The sequence below is a fragment of the Nostoc sp. PCC 7524 genome (genome assembly GCF_000316645.1).
In the GTDB taxonomy this organism is placed as follows: Bacteria; Cyanobacteriota; Cyanobacteriia; order Cyanobacteriales; family Nostocaceae; genus Trichormus.
Window position 1 is genome coordinate 715,090 of the sequence record NC_019684.1, and the last position, 17,377, is coordinate 732,466.

Sequence of the window (17,377 nt, forward strand, 5' to 3'; positions counted from 1 at the left end):
GTCACCTGTAACCTGTCACCTGTCACCTGTCACCTGTCACCTAAAACTTCCGCATATTTCTACTAATAGGGTCGAACCCTCTAGAAAAGCTGGTAGTTTCATCGTAACAAGCTCCAGTTAAATCTGCTCCATACAACTTAGTAAAGTTAAGTTTGGCACCCCGCAGATTTGCTTCATTGAGCTTGACTCCACATAAATTTGCCCTAGTCAAATTGGCATTGGCTAGATTCGCTCTACTCAAGTCAGCTCCCCATAATTTAGCTTGAGCTAAGTTAGCATCACTTAAGTCTGCGCCCCAGAGATTAATACCAGGAAGATAGGCTCTAATCAGCCTGGCTTTACTTAAGTTCGCAGCTGGAAAATATCTCTCACCAGCAGCATAACGCCGTTTTATATCCTCAGCATCCATTAGTTGCATTTGCCTTGATCAGCAATAAAGAAGTTATTTGTTCCCATTCCTGGTTTAGCTCCCCGGTAAACTCTGGCTGATTACTGCGTCTGTACCAGTAATGAGCATTATTGATATCACCTTCTTTGCGGTGCAAATAGGCGTGAACCCAAGCACTATCAGCATCGCTGGCATCTTGTACAATGTCATGGGCTTGGTTCCAATCACCTCTTTTGTCATACCACAGAGCTTGTAGGGCTTTCGGTAGCGTTTGAGGACATGGGCGTTGTTTTTCCATCAATCGCAGGAATTCCTCTGTATTCATAATCGCCACTCAACAACTATCAAACCTCTATTTCCAAGATACTCCGTTGCTGGGCTGGTGTGGTGATACTTTTAAAATCTTTTTTTAACGTAGAGGGACGCAAAGAGAGGTTTAATGAGAGTGAATGGTTTGGGATATGTTTAAGTGCAACGAGAAATGAATCAGGCGATCGCTTAATTTGAACCCTTTATTCAAGATAAAGCCCAGTGATTCAGATTCAGCATCTTTGCTAAACTAGGACTAGCAAAGAGAGCCGTAAATTTAATAGTGTGATGACACCTAATAGTTTATCCCTTCCTCAACACTATACAGTTGATATTGAACCAGAAGGTCGTTTAACTTTACCCAAAGAAATACAAGAAAGGTTGAATTTAGAACCAGGCGATCGCTTAATTTTAACACTTCAAGATAATGGCAAACTTCAGTTAGTCAGCCTCAAACAACAAGTGAAAAAAATACGAGGTTTGTTAAAAGATAAATCACCTGATATAAATCTAGTTAATGAATTTATTCAGGAACGCAGGGTTGAAGCTGCCCATGAGTAAGTTTGTTGTAGATGCTTCTGCTTTTTTAGCTTATCTGAGAGATGAACAAGGTGCAGATATTGTTGAAAATGCTTTGATTAATGGGTGCTATATCAGTATTATCAATTGGGTAGAGGTACTATCAAAAATTGTTGATTTAGGAGAAAATCCTGAAGAAATTATTCAAAAATTAAAAAATGAAGGAATATTAGGAAATATCCTAATAATTATTGATTGTAATGAAGAAGATGCTATAACCATAGCTCTATTAAGAGCTTTAACGAAAAGTGTGGGCTTGTCATTAGGCGATCGCGCTTGTCTGGCTTTAGGTAAACGCTTAAACATACCTGTATTAACAGCAGATAAAATATGGAGCAGTTTATCTGTTGGAGTTGCTATTACTGTGATTCGTTGAAGAGATTAAAAGGTTATTATTCCCACAGATACGCAATTTTTTACAGCTAATTTCAGCGTGCAGCCAAGGTAACATCCGATGTCAATCTTTGCAAAACTTGCTTTAATACCATCGCTGTCCAATCGATATCGGCTTGGGTAGTATCTCGTCCTAGGGTGAGGCGGATTCCTCCGAAGGCTGCTGTTTCGGGATAGCCCATCGCTAACAGTATGGGGCTGGGACTGAGTTTACCACTGTGACAAGCTGAACCTGCGCTGATACCAATGCCAGCTAAGTTGAGTTGGCGGACTAAGGTTTTACCACTGAGTTTTTTCCCGTCGGCGTATTCTAGAGAAAAACTAACGTGGTGGGGTAAGCGATGTTCTAAATCCCCTGTGGGAATTAAACCGGGGACATCTGCTAACAAAGAAAATATGCGATCGCGTAACTTGATTAATCGTGGTGTTTCTTGTGGTAGTTCTTGGGCTGCTAGTTCGGCAGCTACACCAAAACCAGCGATCGCAGGTAATGCTTGTGTACCAGAACGCAAACCCCTCTCTTGTCCACCGCCACCTAATAAGGGTATTAACTCGACATCAGGACGGATATACAAAGCCCCTGCACCTTGAGGTCCATATAATTTATGACTAGATAAACTCAGTAAATCTACAGGTAGCTGCTGTACATCAATGGGTAAGCGTCCCACTGCTTGCACTGCATCGGTATGAAATAAAGCTCCATGTTGTTGGGCTATCTTTCCTAATTCTGTGATTGGTTGGACTGTGCCAATTTCACTTTGTCCGTAAATTATCGACACTAAAACAGTGTTATGTCGCAGTGCAGCCTTTAAAGTTTGAGGATTGACTCTACCTTTACTATCTACCGCTAAACGGGTAACTTCCCATCCCCACTTTTCTAGTAGCTTGGCTGGTTCAGCAATGGCGGAGTGTTCCACCGTAGAAATAATGATGTGTTGCGGTACGGCGTACAATCGCGCAATACCCATCATGACTAGGTTATTGGACTCTGTACCACCAGAAGTAAAAATAATTGATTCTGGAGTAGCCGCGTTAATCAAACCAGCTACTTGCAGTCTCGCTTGTTCTACAATAGTTGCTGCCCGTTGTCCCCACTCATGCAAGCTAGAAGGATTCCCCCATTGTTGGGTGAGTGCTGCTTGCATAGCTGCGATCGCCTCTGGGCGAGTGGGAGTAGTCGCGCTGTAATCTAGATATATTTGCATATCAATAAATAATTAGGTAAACACACACTAACAACGGGCTATCTATATTCTCAGCATAGATTAGGCCAATGGATGAATCAGGGAAAAAACTAAATTAATGCTGTTAATCAAGCTATTCATCTCATTAGTTTGGTATAGATGATTTTGGGAATTATAAATATATTGACTCCCAATCCACTTTTAGCAGATTACCGTGCAGATTTTTCACACACTCAAGAACTTTTGGGTATGTTCTCTAGTATTGACAATCGCCGCTTGTCAACAAGTCCAGTCCCAAACTCAGCGCCCAGAAGCTTTACCACAAGATCCATTTGTCCAGGTTTATTTTAATCATTCCGAGTCTGCCGAATATCAAGAACCGTATCGTCAGCAAACTCGACTGGGTGATAACTTAGAACAGCAAATTATTGATGCGATCGCCCAAGCTAAATCTACAGTAGATGTGGCAGTCCAAGAGTTGCGTCTACCTAAAATTGCCCAAGCCTTACAAGATAAACAAAAACAGGGTATCAAAGTTAGGGTGATTTTAGAAAATAACTATACCCGTCCTTGGAGTAGCTTTACTTCTGATGAAGTCCAGAAATTAACTCCCAGAGAAAAAGAACGGTATCAAGAATTTTTTAAGTTTATTGATCAGAACCAAGATAATCAACTCAGCCCAGAGGAAATTAATCAAAGGGATGCTTTGATAATTTTACAAAATGCCAACATTCCCTGGATAGATGATCAAGCGGATGGTTCAGCAGGTAGTAACTTGATGCACCACAAATTTGTCATTGTTGATAGTCGAATTGTTATTATTACTTCCGCTAACTTTACATTGAGTGATGTACACGGCGATTTTACTAATCCCAAAAGTTTAGGAAATGCCAATAATTTCTTAAAAATTGATAGTCCAGAACTAGCCAAATTATTCATCGACGAATTTAATCTCATGTGGGGAGATGGCCCAGGCGGTAAACCAGATAGTAGATTTGGCTTGAAAAAACCTATGCGTTCTCCCCAAACCATGACATTAGGTGACAACAAAATTACTATCCATTTCTCACCTATTTCTCCGATTCAACCTTGGAATAATACCAGTAATGGCTTAATTGGTGAAGTCTTAAATTCATCTACTAAATCAGTTGATATGGCCTTATTTGTATTTTCAGAACAACGCCTTGCCGATATTCTAGAAAAACGTCATCAAACAGACATATCAATTCGGGCTTTGATTGACACACAATTTGCTTATCGTCCCTACAGTGAAGCCTTAGATATGATGGGTGTGGCTTTGAGTGAAAAGTGTAAATATGAATTAGATAATAATCCTTGGAAAAATCCTATTACTACAGTTGGTGTGGCAACATTACCCAAAGGCGATTTATTACACCATAAATTTGCTGTTGTGGATGAGCAAACTGTGATTACAGGCTCTCATAACTGGTCAGATGCAGCTAATCATGCTAATGATGAAACACTAATTATTATTGAAAATACTACTATTGCCAAACATTATAGCCGTGAATTTGCACGTCTTTACACTCAGGCTAAAGTTGGTGTACCAGAAAATATCCAAGCAAAAATTCAACTAGAAAAAAAACAATGTCCTCAAATTATTACTCCTAGTTCTAACGTAGATAAAGTCATACAAGTAGTCAATGTCAACACCGCTAGTTTAGAAGAATTAACAACCTTACCAGGGGTTGGTAAAAAGTTAGCCGAGAAAATGATTATCGTTCGTCAGCAACAAAAATTTTCTTCATTACAAGATTTAGAACAAGTCCCAGGAGTAAGTAATAAGATGATAGCTAATTGGCAAGGTCGTATTGAGTTGTAAAAATTTTAGATTTACTTTACCAAATAAGGAAAAACTGTAGGGTGTGCTAGGCACAATAATTTAATATGATTAATGAAAAAATATGCAATAATCGCCTAACACACCGCCATATCAAATGGTGCGTCAGGCTAAAGCAGTGACACACTCTACTTCAGATTGACTTATTGAGATGTAAGATTTTTATTAATGACAAAATCATCAAAAGAATGAGATAAAAATTATTTAACTCCTCCCAAAGTATGGTTATTTTGCAACTCTACTTACAGAAAGAGGAAATTTAAACTTGAATTTTTTAGCATGATCTCACATATGAAATCATGAGAATCAGTTTATGCCTTATAACAAAGTAGATGATCTACCCCAAGATATCAGAGAACAATTACCAGAACACGCCCAACAAATGTTTATGGCGGCATTCAACTCTGCTCAAAGGGATGGTATGAGTGAAACAGGTGCTTCTGATGTGGCTTGGAACAGCGTCAGAAATGAATATGAACAAGGTGGCGATCGCCAATGGCACAGGAAACCAGATGATCCAGCAATACACAATAAAGCCATCATGTCTGGTGGTAATTAGTTTAGTCAAGTAGATCTGAAATTCAAGGCGGTTTGTAAATTCTACAAACCGCCTTATTTATTCCCCATCAATAACTTCAATTTTGTTAATCAAGACGGCTTGTTTGCTTTTACCGCAAGGTTCGGCACTTTCGCAATCACTAACAGTTTCTACTCCGTAGGATAAGTTCACTTTCTGATTCAAAAATTTATCTGGCTCAGTACAAACATCAAAAATAGCATTTAAATATTGCTCTTTGCCATTTTCATCCTTTAAAGTAATATTGCAATCAATATCACCAATAACTATACCTGTAATTGTGCCAATTTTTGGTTGATCATTTATATCTCTTTCATTAGCATTATTTGGCTCAGGAATCTGTGTTGCGTCTGGCTGAGGAGATTCAGTTTGATTGCCTGAACTCACATTATTTTGGTGATAATTACAACTCACAATTGAGAAAGAAAAAATTAACAATGCAATGGTAGTAGTCATTTTATTCATGAATAACTTATAGTTAATTATCCGTAAAATTCATAGAAATTTATGGAAATAGTTAACTATACCTCCACAAAATTAGTTTTTCGGTTTAAGTTACATCCAAAGTAACAATTTCTACAATCAACGTCAATCATTAATTAAAAATCTTAAATTAGGTGTTAATTTTTGCATATGCTGTTGCAAACCGATAAAATTAAAATTCGTCTCATGAAAGATGATCTGAATGATTATCAGCTAATGGCAAAATGGTTGTCTGATGAAAAAGTATTGGCATTTTATGAAGGCAGAGATAATCCGTTTTCATTAGACAGAATTATAGAAACATACCAACCTATGGTAATAAAAGATGAGCCTGGAAATCCTTGTCTTATCTATTATGACGATATTCCTATTGGTTATTTACAATATTATGCTCTTGATGATTTACCAAAAATCGATAGGCAAATGTACTGTCTAGAAATAACAAATAATGTTTATGGCATAGACTTGTTTATTGGCGAAACCAACTATTGGAATCAGGGACTGGGGACAAAAATACTCACACTGGTTGTAGACTATTTGTTCACACCATTATCCGCCGAAAAAATTGTCATCGACCCCCACGTTGATAACACCCGTGCTATACGTTGTTATGAAAAATGTGGTTTTGTGAAAGTCAAGTTGTTACCTGCCCATGAATTCCATGAAGGGAAACAGATAGATTGCTGGTTAATGGCCATAGAGAGAAATAAATCATTACACTGAGAGTTAGTTGCCTTACTGGGATGAAACGTCCTATAAAACCATGACTGAAACAACTATGAGAATCGTGATCCTTGGTGGAGGGTTTGGTGGACTCTACACAGCTTTGCGTTTAAGTCAATTACCTTGGGAATCTGGGCAGAAACCGGAAATTGTCCTAGTAGATCAAAGCGATCGCTTCCTATTTTCCCCCCTACTCTACGAATTACTCACCGGAGAATTACAGACTTGGGAAATTGCTCCTCCTTTTGCAGAATTGTTACAAGGTACTGGTGTCCGTTTTTATCAAGCAATTGTATCTGGTATTGACATCGATCAACAACGGGTACACCTGCAAGATGGCCCAGAACTTCCCTGCGATCGCCTAGTATTAGCCCTAGGTGGAGAAACCCCCCTAGACTTAGTTTCCGGTGCAACATCCTATGCTTATCCATTCCGCAGTATCACTGATGCCTACCGTTTGGAAGAACGTCTACGAGTGTTAGAAGAATCAGATGCAGAGAAAATCCGAGTAGCAATTGTAGGCGCTGGTTACAGTGGTGTTGAGTTAGCCTGTAAATTAGCCGACCGACTAGGAGACAGAGGACGCTTCCGCCTGATTGAAATTAGTGACCAAATCTTGCGGACTTCCCCAGAGTTTAACCGCGAAGCCGCCAAGAAAGCCTTAGAAGCGCGGGGTGTATTCCTAGATTTAGAAACGAAAGTTGAATCAATCGGGCAAGATACCATCTCTCTCGAATACAAACATCAAATAGATACTATTCCTGTAGATGTGGTCATTTGGACTGTAGGAACACGGGTGGCACCTGTAGTCAGAAGCCTTCCTTTAAAACAAAATCAGCGTGGTCAAATCACTACTACACCAACTCTACAAGTCCTTGACCATCCAGAAATCTTTGCTTTAGGAGACTTAGCCGACTGTCTTGACGCTGAAGGTCAACAAATCCCCGCCACTGCACAAGCAGCATTTCAACAAGCTGACTATGCAGCTTGGAATATATGGGCTTCTCTGACTCATCGTCCTCTGTTACCTTTCCGCTATCAGCAACTAGGGGAAATGATGGCATTAGGCAAAGACAACGCTACCTTAACAAGTTTAGGAATTAAACTAGATGGTACTTTAGCTTATCTTGCCCGTCGTCTGGCTTATCTCTATAGAATGCCTACTCTAGATCATCAACTCAAAGTTGGCTTTAATTGGTTAGTCCGTCCTATTATAGAGACAATTTCTTCTGTAGCAGATGGCAAATAGTCACTACAATGTTTACCAGCCCAAATTCTACATTTAACATTCGTGATCGTTAGTAAGTTTAATGGAAAGACCCAAAGTGATTTTTTTAGATGCTGTGGGTACACTTTTTGGTGTCAAAGGCAGCGTCGGTAAAGTTTATAGTCAGCTAGCCCTAGAGTTTGGTGTAGAAGTTTCCGCCGAAACTTTAGATCAAGCATTTATCAAAAGCTTTAAAGCAGCACCCCCACCAATATTTCCTGATGCTGACTTACAAGATATTCCCCAGAGAGAATTTGATTGGTGGCGCATCATTGCTGTAAATACCTTTGAAAATGCTGGTGTGATGCCGCAATTTTCTGACTTTCCTAGCTTTTTTGGGGAACTTTACATTCATTTCGGCACTGCTGAACCGTGGTTTATCTATCCCGATGTTGTGCAATCTCTGAGCAACTGGAAACATTTAGGTATTGAATTAGGTGTAGTATCTAACTTCGATTCCCGGATTTTCTCAGTTTTGCAAGCTTTAGGATTGAGTGAGTTTTTCAAGTCTGTAACAATTTCCACCCAAGTAGGTGCAGCTAAACCCGATCCCAAAATTTTTGCTGTGGCCTTAGAACAGCATGATTGTTCCCCTGAGTCAGCTTGGCATATTGGTGACAGCATAGTAGAGGACTATCAGGGGGCTAAAGCGGCTGGACTCAGAGGCATTTGGATTAATAGGCAATAACTAACTGTCTCCCCTATACCTTGGCTGAACTAATAATTTTTCATTGCCCGTTGAATATCGCGTTGATCTTGGCGGCGTTTGAGGTCTTCTCGCTTATCGTGGAGCTTTTTCCCTTTACCAAGGGCGATGCTGATTTTTACCCAGCCCCGCTTTAGATACATTTTTAAAGGTACTAATGTTAACCCTTGCTGTTCTACTTTACCAATTAGTTTCCGAATTTCCTGACGATGTAGCAGCAGCTTACGGGTACGGCGTGGTTCATGATTAAAATACTGTCCACTGGCATTGTATGGTGAAATATGCACGTTAATTAGCCATGCTTCACCATCACGAATCAAAGCATAACCATCTTTGAGATTGACTTTACCGGCGCGAATTGACTTAACTTCAGTCCCTGTCAACTGAATCCCGGCTTCATAGGTTTCTAGGATTTCATACAAAAAACGGGCTTGGCGGTTATCACTAATAACTTTGTAACTTTCGCTCTTATCACTCATTGAAAATTAGGTTTAGTTGGACTGACTGCAAAAATAGTTGGGATTAGCTAATAAATTAAAAATTGCATATTAAACCATGAGCAAGGCTTTAACTCAGGTACTAGGGTGATTCTAATAATTTAGCTTTTTCCAGTTATATATCAAAATTTTCCAGTACACCTGCCACTGAAATATTATTGATTAACTAAATATTAATTTATATTAGGGTAGTTAATGGTCGGGAATATTGGATGGTCTGTTAAGAATTACAAAATTATTGGTGATTTTACATGATAGGGCTTTAAAGAGATGTTGAGATTTGTTAATCTTTTTATGGATTTAAGATTTTCTTTATAAATAACTCCTAGGGCGGTCACTGACTGCTGATCCTGTCATAGTATGAAACATGAGAACACTATTGTAACTTGTGTTTGTAGATGGAGCTTGTAAAAGGAAATTTTTGAGTATAGACAATGCTAGGGGTGTACTTTCCATGCCCTTGACGATCCTTGTGGCAGATGACGATCTGGGTACTCGTCTATCTATTAGTGATTATCTTGAACTGTCTGGCTACTCCGTGATTACGGCTAATGACGGTCAGGAAGCTTTAGCAATGGTAGAAGAATACCAGCCTGATTTAATTGTGACTGATATTGTGATGCCACGGATGAATGGCTATGAACTGGTACGTCGGGTACGTCAAAAACCAGAGTTCCGTTTATTGCCTGTCATTTTATTAACAGCCCGTACTAAGACCCAAGAAAGAATTTTGGGCTATCAATCGGGGTGTGATTTATACTTACCTAAGCCTTTTGAACTAGAAGAGTTAGCCGCAGCCATTCGTAATCTGCTAGAGCGATCGCATATTATTCAATCTGAGTACCGCTTTTCGCAAAAAGAAGGTGCTGCTAGTCCTGTCTCAACCAAAGCGATAGAGACTAATAACACTGTATTTACTCATCTCGACAAATCACAGTTAATCTCGTCTTTGACTCTCAGAGAGCAGGAAGTCCTAGAACTATTAACTCACGGTATGTCTAATGCTGATATGGGACAACAGCTCCACTTGAGTCCCAGAACCGTAGAAAAGTATGTTAGTAGTTTATTGAGAAAAACCGACACCAGCAATCGGGCGGAACTGGTGCGGTTTGCAATTAAGCATGGTTTAGTAGATTGACATTCTCACCACTAAGGCGAAGCCTTTAGCGGGAGCTATAGGCTTGATGACAGATAGCTGGAGTATTTAATTTTTGAGGTTCTGGCTGGTAATGTATTGCAGCAGACCTTCACAAGCATCAACCAGTAAATCAATGACTTGATTAAATCCTTCTTGACCACCATAGTAGGGGTCTGGAACTTCTTTGAGGTTGTGCCGAGAGCAAAATTCACACATCAAATACACTTGCTTGTGATACTGCCCAGTAGGATCAAGTGCGATGATATTGTCATAGTTTTCTCGATCCATTGCCAAAATTAAATCAAATTCCTGAAAATCTGATGTTTGTAACTGTCTAGCTCGCCCCAGTAACTTAATTCCTAATTTGGCTTGTGCAGCCGCACTCATGCGCCGATCAGGAGGGCTACCGATGTGATAGCTAGATGTGCCAGCAGAGTCACAAATAATACTCTCGCTTAAGCCAGCTTGGTCGATTAAATAATTCATGATGTTTTCTGCCGAAGGCGATCGGCATATATTACCCAGGCAGACAAACAACAGCTTGTAAGGCATAATGCTCAGATTATAATTGACAACATCAAATTTTAGTCATTAGTCATTAGTTATTGGTCATTATTTCCCCCTCATCTCTCTCCAATCCCCAATCCCCAGTCCCCAGTCCCCAATCCCCTGCTTTACAATTATTAAAAGCTACTTCACATTTCTTTGTAATATGCAGGCAATACAAGCCCCATCTACAACTCCCATTCCTGGACAATATTGGCAGTGGCGAGGGCATAAAATTTACTACGTCCGTGCAGGAGAACAACAACCGCAACGTCCACCGTTGCTATTGGTGCATGGCTTTGGTGCTTCCACAGATCACTGGCGCAAGAATATCACAGGTCTGTGTGCTGATTTTGAAGTATTTGCGATCGACCTGTTGGGATTTGGACGTTCTGCCAAACCTAAATTACAGTATGGCGGCGACTTATGGCGCGATCAACTTCGTGATTTTATCAGTGAAGTAATTGGTCAAAAAGCCGTGTTAGCAGGTAACTCGCTTGGTGGTTATGCTTGCTTGTGCGTTGCAGCCCAGTGTCCTGATAGTGCGGCTGGTGTAGTCTTACTTAATAGCGCCGGGCCATTTAGCGAAACTCAGTCTACATCTGAACCAGAAGCCTTACAATCACAAATTCAGCCACCTAAACAACCCTCAGTTTTACAAAAACTTCTGGGTGATGGTGTGAAATGGATGTTTCAACAACCTTTAGCCCAGTTTTTATTATTTCAATATGTGCGGCAACGTTGGGTAATTCGCCGAACTTTAGAAAAGGTTTATCTTGATAAAACTGCTATCACAGACCAATTAGTAGAAGAAATTTATCGTCCTGCTTACGATACTGGAGCTTTAGATGTGTTTGTGTCAGTTTTTAGTTCTCCGCAAGGGGAAAAAGTTGATGTTTTATTAAAACAATTAACTTGTCCTTTGTTACTACTTTGGGGAGAGGCTGATCCTTGGATGAATGCTAGAGAACGTTCACAAAAGTTTCGCCTATATTATCCTGAATTAACAGAACATTTCCTGATGGCTGGTCATTGTCCTCATGATGAAGTTCCAAATCAGGTGAATCCGCTTTTACGAGATTGGGTACTATCGATTTCTTAGTAAGGAGTAGAAGGCAGGAGAAAACACAAGAAAAGCCTGTTTCTTGTCGATTCGGATAAATTGGTTAGGGGCGCAAGGTTGTTCGCCCCTTAAGGTTTTAGATGTGTTGCTGAATTGTTTATTTAAGAATGTGAGATTTGATTTTTTGCTCGATTTGCTCACTAATAATCTCTGTACCCATACTTGGTTGATCAAGATTGACTCTGACAAAATTTGTTTGATCTAATTCTGTAAATTTATTATCGTTATTCGAGTCTTTGTGAATTTTTATAAAAATTGCATTTTGACTAGGAACAAGAACCCAATTAATGATTTTGGTATTATTGGGAGTGACTTGTTGGAGGTTCTTGCCTGACAAATCAGACATATAACCAATCACCGCATCTTGTTGATTGAGTTTTTTATCTTTGTTGGTATCTTGGTCAATAATTTGATAAAGCCAAACTCTTGTCGGCGGTTTACCTGTTGATTTGGTTTCGATTAAATCAAAGGAACTTATGAGGGCTTTTTTATCTAGGAGAAGGTGAGTGTCACCATCTTGTTTACGATAGAATATTAAGTTATACAATAATCTATAATCTCGTTTATAAGACGCAGAAGTTTCTAAAAAACTTTCTTTCTTTGAATTCTGTTCTATAACGTTAACTGGAATCATCAGATAATCTGACTGCTCTTTAATAATTAAGTCTTCATAGCTAATTTTTGGCTCTGGTTGTTGCTGTGCTACAGCCTGTGATTGCTCGGCTTTTCTAGCTGTATTGAAGTCACACGATAAAGACAGGCTAGCTGCAAACATTGCTAATGTAATATTCTTCAAACAGCTCTTGATTTTTTTCATGTATGTTTCTAGCAGGATATGTTGCTGTCCTATTTTATTCGCTGCTAGAAAATCAGGCAGACTTAGCAATTTTTAGTAATGGTAGCAATACACCATATCCAACTGAAAAACCCGGTACAGGTTGACCGGGTTTTTCAAAGTTCACAGGTTTCAAATTTTTAAATTTAATAAAGAAAGTTTTGAGAAAGTTTACAACTAGGGTGGACATTAGAACTCACAAATCCAGCAATTTCTGTTTTTCCGCTTTGGGATTTGGCTTCGCCCTTTTTAGGGTTTTTGCCACATCACATAAAATATGCTGTAATTTGCGTGGGCTGATGATGGGAGACACCGAATCATTTGCCCTTTAGTTTTTGTTTGCCTTGTTTGGTGTCTTGATATTTAAGTTAGCACCGAGTTCAGAGATGATCAATCGGTAGTTTACTAAAGTTGATATTTTGTAGATTTTCGCAATAACATCTGAAAATTTTGATCCCCAACTATCTTTTGTCGATAGTTAGGGTCTTATTCAAGGGGTTGTTACCAATTCCACATGACGGAACTATCATCAAGATGGTCGGTGACAATGCGACCGATCGCATCAATTTCGGCAATTTCGTCCGTAGAAAGTTTCACATCAGCAGCAAGGGCGTTATCTTTGGCTTGTTCGGGATAACGCGCACCTGCGATCGCATGGGTTTGGGGTTGGGCAATTAACCATGCTAGAGCCAACTGAGCCAACGTACAATCATGCTGTGCTGCGATGGGACGCAGTTTATCTAGTGCTTGTTGGGCGCGTTCATAGTTTTCGCCTTGAAATAGTTTATTTTTGGCGCGGTTGTCTTCTGGATCAAATTTATCTCCCAGCCCAAATTTTCCGGTTAATAATCCTTGGGCTAAGGGTGAGTACGCCAAGATGGAAATATTATTTTCTATGCAATCAGGCATAGCATCTTTTTCTACTTGCCGCCAAAACAATGAGTATGGAGGTTGTAAACTATCAATGCGTCCATACTGGGCGGCTTGGGCTAATTGGGCGCGGGAAAAATTAGAAACTCCAATGGCGCGAATCTTACCTTGTGCTTTCAGATGGTTGAGGGCTTGCATGGTTTCCTCAATTGGTACAATCTCGGTATTGAAAGAACCAGTCGGCCAGTGAATTTGGTAAAGGTCGATGTAGTCAGTTTTGAGGTTTTTTAAAGAGCGATCGCAAGCCTCAATTACTTGGTCATACTTGAGATGGTTAGCAAACACTTTCGTGGCATACTCTACTTGATCACGCACATCAGAGACAGCCTCGGCGACAATCCGCTCAGAATGTCCATCACCGTAAACTTCAGCCGTGTCAATTGTGGTTATCCCTGCTTCAAAGGCGGCGCGGATGGCTTTAATTGAATCAGCATCCTCAATGCCCACCCACCATTTCTTACCTGCTTGCCAAGTTCCCATGAGGATGGGTGTAATGTGTACGTCAGATGTACCCAGTCTTCGCTTCTCCATAACCTTTCCTTAATTCATATCCCTGGATAGTTTTATACTTTAACGGTCTGAGCTACAAATTAAATCAGAGTTAAAGTAGATCCTCATGTTGATGGAATTGGATAAAACAGTGCATACGCTCAAAGAATGGGCGATTGCAATTAATGCTTTGGAAGCTGGCAAAACTATTATGTTGCTGCGTAAAGGCGGGATTCATGAAAAACAAGGCCGTTTCCAAGTCGCTCATCAGCAGGTTTTGCTTTATCCCACCTTTGAACATCAGCAAGCTTTCTTACTCAAGACTGAATACGCTCATCTGGTTCAGCCAGTCACATCAGGATGGCATCCAGAAACGTTAAGGATTGGAAGTTGGGCTGAGATCACTGATATTTTGCCAGTACGTGATGAGTCAATTGTCAGCAGATTATTACCTTTTCATATCTGGAATGAGCATTTCATACGCGATCGCCTGAAGTGGAAAGCCCAGCAGCCATTATTTATTCTCCTTCTGCGGACTTACACACTTCCCCAAGTACAAGAAATTCCCTATCGTGCGGAATATGGTGGGTGTAAGTCATGGATTGACATAGCACAGCCCATTCAGCTACAAAGTTCGGAACCTGTGTTGTCTGACTCTTATTACATAGAAATAGTCAAAGAGATTCGGGCGATTATTGGCGACAAATCCTATGTTCCATCTGTTTAATCGATATCCGATGAAAAATCTTGTAGAGACGTAGCTACATCTCTACAAAGATTTCGGGTAACGCATCATTAATTTTTGGATCTGATTAGCCAATTCCCAATCCCTCAGTCATTGCAGCCATCAAAACTCTATTTTTGCAACAAAACTTAAAATGTAAGCAAAATAGTAACTCTTGATACATACAGTAGCGATAACCGCAGATAACATTAAAAAAATCTTATTCTGATAGTTGCCTCAGAAAAAACCTTTATCACTAATTTTGAACCGTGGAGCTTATTATAAGCAATCTAAATGAATGACATTTATTTAAGTAATTGTACGATTTTAGATTGTAGATAAGTTCACATACTCTAGGAGGATTCAAAAGTATCCCACAAGGCTGACGAAGTATTGACAAAAATCTGCGAATATGCAATATAAGCTAAATGCAAAGGAGTGTGCCATGCAACGACAAATGTGCTGGATATCCAAGACTAGCGGTGATGGGGACAAAATCTTATATCTGCAAGTGTCACCTGGCCAACCTTGGCGACCTTACACGGCTTTTCCACAATTTTCAGTACCAGACTATCAAATTCCTGGTGGTTCCAAAGGCTGGGCAACTTATCAAAAACTACTCAAAGCAGGCTGGACATTAGTACCGAGCGCACGAGCTAACGAATTTGGCAGCAGTGTTTATGCAGAGTCAACGGTTAATAGTTAGTAACAATTAAAAACCTCTAGGAGAGCCTTCGCCGCGAGGATCGGCTGCACTCTCTAATGTACCATCAGTAGTAACAGCGATCGCGTTAATATTTCCCCAAGGCTGACTTTCTTTGATATTGTGTCCGCGACGGCGTAAATCTTGCAGAGTCAAAGCATCTAAACCCCAAGGTTCTATTCGCAACTCATCGGGAAGCCACTGGTGATGTATGCGTGGCACAGATACGGCTGCACCAATATCCATATTATATTCCAGCACATTGAGCATCACTTGCAATACCTGAGTGATGATAGTGCTACCGCCAGGCGCACCTACTACCATGCGGAGGCGACCATTTTCAGTAATGATTGTTGGTGTCATGCTAGAAAGGGGAGTTTTGCGAGGTGCGATCGCATTGGCTTCGTTACCTACAAGTCCAAAAACGTTGGGTACTCCTGGTGCAGCTGCAAAATCATCCATTTCATTATTGAGTAAAATACCGGTTCCCGATGCCACTACTCCAGAACCATAGCCGTAGTTAACGGTAAATGTCAGACTAACGGCGTTGCGTTCTGCATCGATAACGTTTAAATGGCTAGTTTCGGGAGATTCGTAACGATTTGCTAGTTGCAGTTTTCGAGTGAGGGGAATCTTAACTTGGGGAAAGCCTTGGAGGATTTCCGGTGCAATTGGCTTAATTTGTGTTGCAGGTGTAGCTTTGTTTAGATCAATCTCAGCACGGCGTTTTTGGGCATAGCTGAGACTAAGTAATGCTTGCAGAGGAATTTTGACAAAATCGGGATCACCTAAATATTGCGAGCGATCGCTATAAGTAATTTTCATCGCTTCCGTCATCAGATGTAAAGCTTGGGGATGATGCCAACCCCAGGATTTTAAATCTGCATCACCAATGATGTTTAACATCTGCAATAACAATACACCACCGGACGACGGTGGTGGCATAGAACAAACTTGAGCTTGGCGGAAACTTCCACACACAGGAGTCCGCCATATTGGTTTATAGGCTTTGAGGTCTGCTAGAGTGATTAAACCGCCGTTTTTCGCCATATCATTGGCAATGGCACGGGCAATATTACCATTGTAAAAACTTTGGGGATTTTGGGCGATCGCTTTTAAGGTAAGTGCTAAATCTCGCTGTACTAATCTTTCCCCTGGTTGATAAAATTCCCCGTTGCGGGTGAATATATCCCGTGCGGTTGGGTTTTTCAAGACTACTTGCAGACGATTATTATAAACTGCAAGTGAACGCCAAGTGGGTTGATGACTGATAATAAAACCATCTTGAGCTAGTGCGATCGCAGGTTTGACTACTTCTTGCCACGGCAGCTTACCATAACGGCGGTGAACTTCATACATTCCGGCGACTGTTCCCGGTGTCGCCACTGCTAAATAACCATTCACACTTGCATAGGGACGCACCTTTCCTTCTGCATCTAAATACATATTTTTTGTGGCTTTCAGGGGTGCGCGTTCCCGAAAGTCTAAAGCTTTGATTTCGCCTGTTTTCTCGTTACGCAATAACAAGAAACCACCGCCACCAATTCCGGCGGAAAATGGTTCAACCACAGAAATAGCAAAGGTTGTGGCGACGGCTGCATCAACTGCGTTACCACCTTGGCGTAAAATTGTCAGTCCCGCCTCACTCGCCAAGGGATGGGCAGATACTACCATTGCTTTTTTGCTGCGTAAAGGTAGGGTGATGGTGGCTGATGCTATTTGGCTGTAAGAGAGAATTCCGAGGGAAAAGATGGTAAATGCAATCTGTTTGGTTTGAGTGAGAATAGGCATTTTTATGCTTGGTTTTTTGGTGTTTTTTAACGCAGAGGGACGCAAACGGTTACGCAAAGGTATATGAAGGTTTAGTGAGAGTTATTGGCGGGTTATTTCTAAACATTTGGAAGTTTAATTGTATAATTTGT

Annotated in this window: 21 protein-coding genes; 11 read left to right on the forward strand and 10 right to left on the reverse strand. The window is 40.4% G+C overall.

Annotated features, from left to right (window positions below):
* Positions 1–40: 40 nt before the first annotated feature.
* Together NOS7524_RS02935 and NOS7524_RS02940 are read right to left on the reverse strand one after the other, a co-directional pair.
* On the reverse strand, positions 41–409 hold the full coding sequence (locus NOS7524_RS02935; RefSeq protein ID WP_015136977.1) for a pentapeptide repeat-containing protein: 369 nt from the start codon (positions 407–409) through the stop codon (positions 41–43).
* Positions 399–713 (reverse strand): hypothetical protein, encoded by a 315-nt coding sequence (locus NOS7524_RS02940; protein WP_015136978.1) that lies wholly within the window; start codon positions 711–713, stop codon positions 399–401. Before NOS7524_RS02940 ends, NOS7524_RS02935 begins: the two co-directional genes overlap by 11 nt.
* 272 nt (positions 714–985) lie before the next feature.
* On the opposite strand from NOS7524_RS02940, the gene NOS7524_RS02945 reads away from it, so the two are divergent.
* Positions 986–1,258: an AbrB/MazE/SpoVT family DNA-binding domain-containing protein gene (locus tag NOS7524_RS02945; RefSeq protein ID WP_015136979.1), complete on the forward strand. Its 273-nt coding sequence runs from the start codon at positions 986–988 to the stop codon at positions 1,256–1,258.
* Entirely contained in the window at positions 1,251–1,652 is a 402-nt protein-coding gene (locus tag NOS7524_RS02950) for a PIN domain-containing protein (protein ID WP_015136980.1), read from the forward strand. The genes NOS7524_RS02945 and NOS7524_RS02950 overlap by 8 nt, the downstream gene beginning before the upstream one ends.
* Before the next feature lie 52 nt (positions 1,653–1,704).
* Here NOS7524_RS02950 and NOS7524_RS02955 read toward each other — a convergent pair whose 3' ends face one another.
* Positions 1,705–2,874: a cysteine desulfurase family protein gene (locus NOS7524_RS02955; RefSeq protein ID WP_015136981.1), complete on the reverse strand. Its 1,170-nt coding sequence runs from the start codon at positions 2,872–2,874 to the stop codon at positions 1,705–1,707.
* A gap of 193 nt (positions 2,875–3,067) precedes the next feature.
* Between NOS7524_RS02955 and NOS7524_RS02960 the strand changes: the two genes are divergently transcribed.
* Together NOS7524_RS02960 and NOS7524_RS02965 are read left to right on the forward strand one after the other, a co-directional pair.
* Positions 3,068–4,696: a phospholipase D-like domain-containing protein gene (locus tag NOS7524_RS02960; RefSeq protein ID WP_015136982.1), complete on the forward strand. Its 1,629-nt coding sequence runs from the start codon at positions 3,068–3,070 to the stop codon at positions 4,694–4,696.
* A 331-nt stretch (positions 4,697–5,027) separates the two neighbouring features.
* Positions 5,028–5,273 (forward strand): ChaB family protein, encoded by a 246-nt coding sequence (locus tag NOS7524_RS02965; protein ID WP_015136983.1) that lies wholly within the window; start codon positions 5,028–5,030, stop codon positions 5,271–5,273.
* Between the two features lie 57 nt (positions 5,274–5,330).
* Here the strand turns inward: NOS7524_RS02965 and NOS7524_RS02970 are convergent, their stop codons facing one another.
* Positions 5,331–5,756: a hypothetical protein gene (locus NOS7524_RS02970; protein WP_015136984.1), complete on the reverse strand. Its 426-nt coding sequence runs from the start codon at positions 5,754–5,756 to the stop codon at positions 5,331–5,333.
* 168 nt (positions 5,757–5,924) lie between these two features.
* Between NOS7524_RS02970 and NOS7524_RS02975 the strand changes: the two genes are divergently transcribed.
* From NOS7524_RS02975 to NOS7524_RS02985, 3 genes are all read left to right on the forward strand, one after another.
* A complete protein-coding gene (locus NOS7524_RS02975; protein ID WP_015136985.1) occupies positions 5,925–6,497 on the forward strand; it encodes a GNAT family N-acetyltransferase in 573 nt (190 codons plus the stop codon).
* Between the two features lie 40 nt (positions 6,498–6,537).
* On the forward strand, positions 6,538–7,746 hold the full coding sequence (locus tag NOS7524_RS02980) for an NAD(P)/FAD-dependent oxidoreductase (RefSeq protein ID WP_015136986.1): 1,209 nt from the start codon (positions 6,538–6,540) through the stop codon (positions 7,744–7,746).
* A gap of 61 nt (positions 7,747–7,807) precedes the next feature.
* Positions 7,808–8,452, forward strand: coding sequence for an HAD-IA family hydrolase (locus tag NOS7524_RS02985; RefSeq protein WP_015136987.1), 645 nt, complete (start codon positions 7,808–7,810; stop codon positions 8,450–8,452).
* Between the two features lie 29 nt (positions 8,453–8,481).
* On the opposite strand, the gene smpB is transcribed toward NOS7524_RS02985, so the two are convergent.
* Entirely contained in the window at positions 8,482–8,949 is a 468-nt protein-coding gene (smpB, locus tag NOS7524_RS02990) for an SsrA-binding protein SmpB (protein WP_015136988.1), read from the reverse strand.
* Positions 8,950–9,421: 472 nt separating this feature from the next.
* Between smpB and NOS7524_RS02995 the strand changes: the two genes are divergently transcribed.
* Positions 9,422–10,105 (forward strand): response regulator transcription factor, encoded by a 684-nt coding sequence (locus tag NOS7524_RS02995; protein ID WP_015136989.1) that lies wholly within the window; start codon positions 9,422–9,424, stop codon positions 10,103–10,105.
* Between the two features lie 66 nt (positions 10,106–10,171).
* On the opposite strand, the gene NOS7524_RS03000 is transcribed toward NOS7524_RS02995, so the two are convergent.
* A complete protein-coding gene (locus tag NOS7524_RS03000) occupies positions 10,172–10,657 on the reverse strand; it encodes a low molecular weight protein-tyrosine-phosphatase (RefSeq protein WP_015136990.1) in 486 nt (161 codons plus the stop codon).
* 160 nt (positions 10,658–10,817) lie between these two features.
* Between NOS7524_RS03000 and NOS7524_RS03005 the strand changes: the two genes are divergently transcribed.
* Entirely contained in the window at positions 10,818–11,753 is a 936-nt protein-coding gene (locus NOS7524_RS03005) for an alpha/beta fold hydrolase (protein ID WP_015136991.1), read from the forward strand.
* Between the two features lie 118 nt (positions 11,754–11,871).
* Here NOS7524_RS03005 and NOS7524_RS03010 read toward each other — a convergent pair whose 3' ends face one another.
* The 3 genes from NOS7524_RS03010 to NOS7524_RS03015 form a co-directional block, all read right to left on the reverse strand.
* Positions 11,872–12,591, reverse strand: a complete 720-nt coding sequence (locus NOS7524_RS03010; protein ID WP_015136992.1) for a hypothetical protein — start codon at positions 12,589–12,591, stop codon at positions 11,872–11,874.
* A 52-nt stretch (positions 12,592–12,643) separates the two neighbouring features.
* A complete protein-coding gene (locus NOS7524_RS29810; RefSeq protein ID WP_015136993.1) occupies positions 12,644–12,799 on the reverse strand; it encodes a hypothetical protein in 156 nt (51 codons plus the stop codon).
* 311 nt (positions 12,800–13,110) lie between these two features.
* Complete coding sequence (locus NOS7524_RS03015; RefSeq protein WP_015136994.1) at positions 13,111–14,070, reverse strand: aldo/keto reductase; 960 nt, start codon at positions 14,068–14,070, stop codon at positions 13,111–13,113.
* An 85-nt stretch (positions 14,071–14,155) separates the two neighbouring features.
* Here NOS7524_RS03015 and NOS7524_RS03020 point away from each other — a divergent pair, with 85 nt between their 5' ends.
* Positions 14,156–14,755 carry a DUF1802 family protein gene (locus NOS7524_RS03020; protein WP_015136995.1) on the forward strand — a complete coding sequence of 200 codons (600 nt, stop codon included), beginning with the start codon at positions 14,156–14,158 and terminating at the stop codon, positions 14,753–14,755.
* Between the two features lie 442 nt (positions 14,756–15,197).
* Positions 15,198–15,458 (forward strand): hypothetical protein, encoded by a 261-nt coding sequence (locus NOS7524_RS03025; RefSeq protein ID WP_015136996.1) that lies wholly within the window; start codon positions 15,198–15,200, stop codon positions 15,456–15,458.
* A gap of 6 nt (positions 15,459–15,464) precedes the next feature.
* Here NOS7524_RS03025 and ggt read toward each other — a convergent pair whose 3' ends face one another.
* Positions 15,465–17,246, reverse strand: coding sequence for a gamma-glutamyltransferase (gene ggt, locus NOS7524_RS03030; protein ID WP_015136997.1), 1,782 nt, complete (start codon positions 17,244–17,246; stop codon positions 15,465–15,467).
* Positions 17,247–17,377 lie beyond the last annotated feature (131 nt).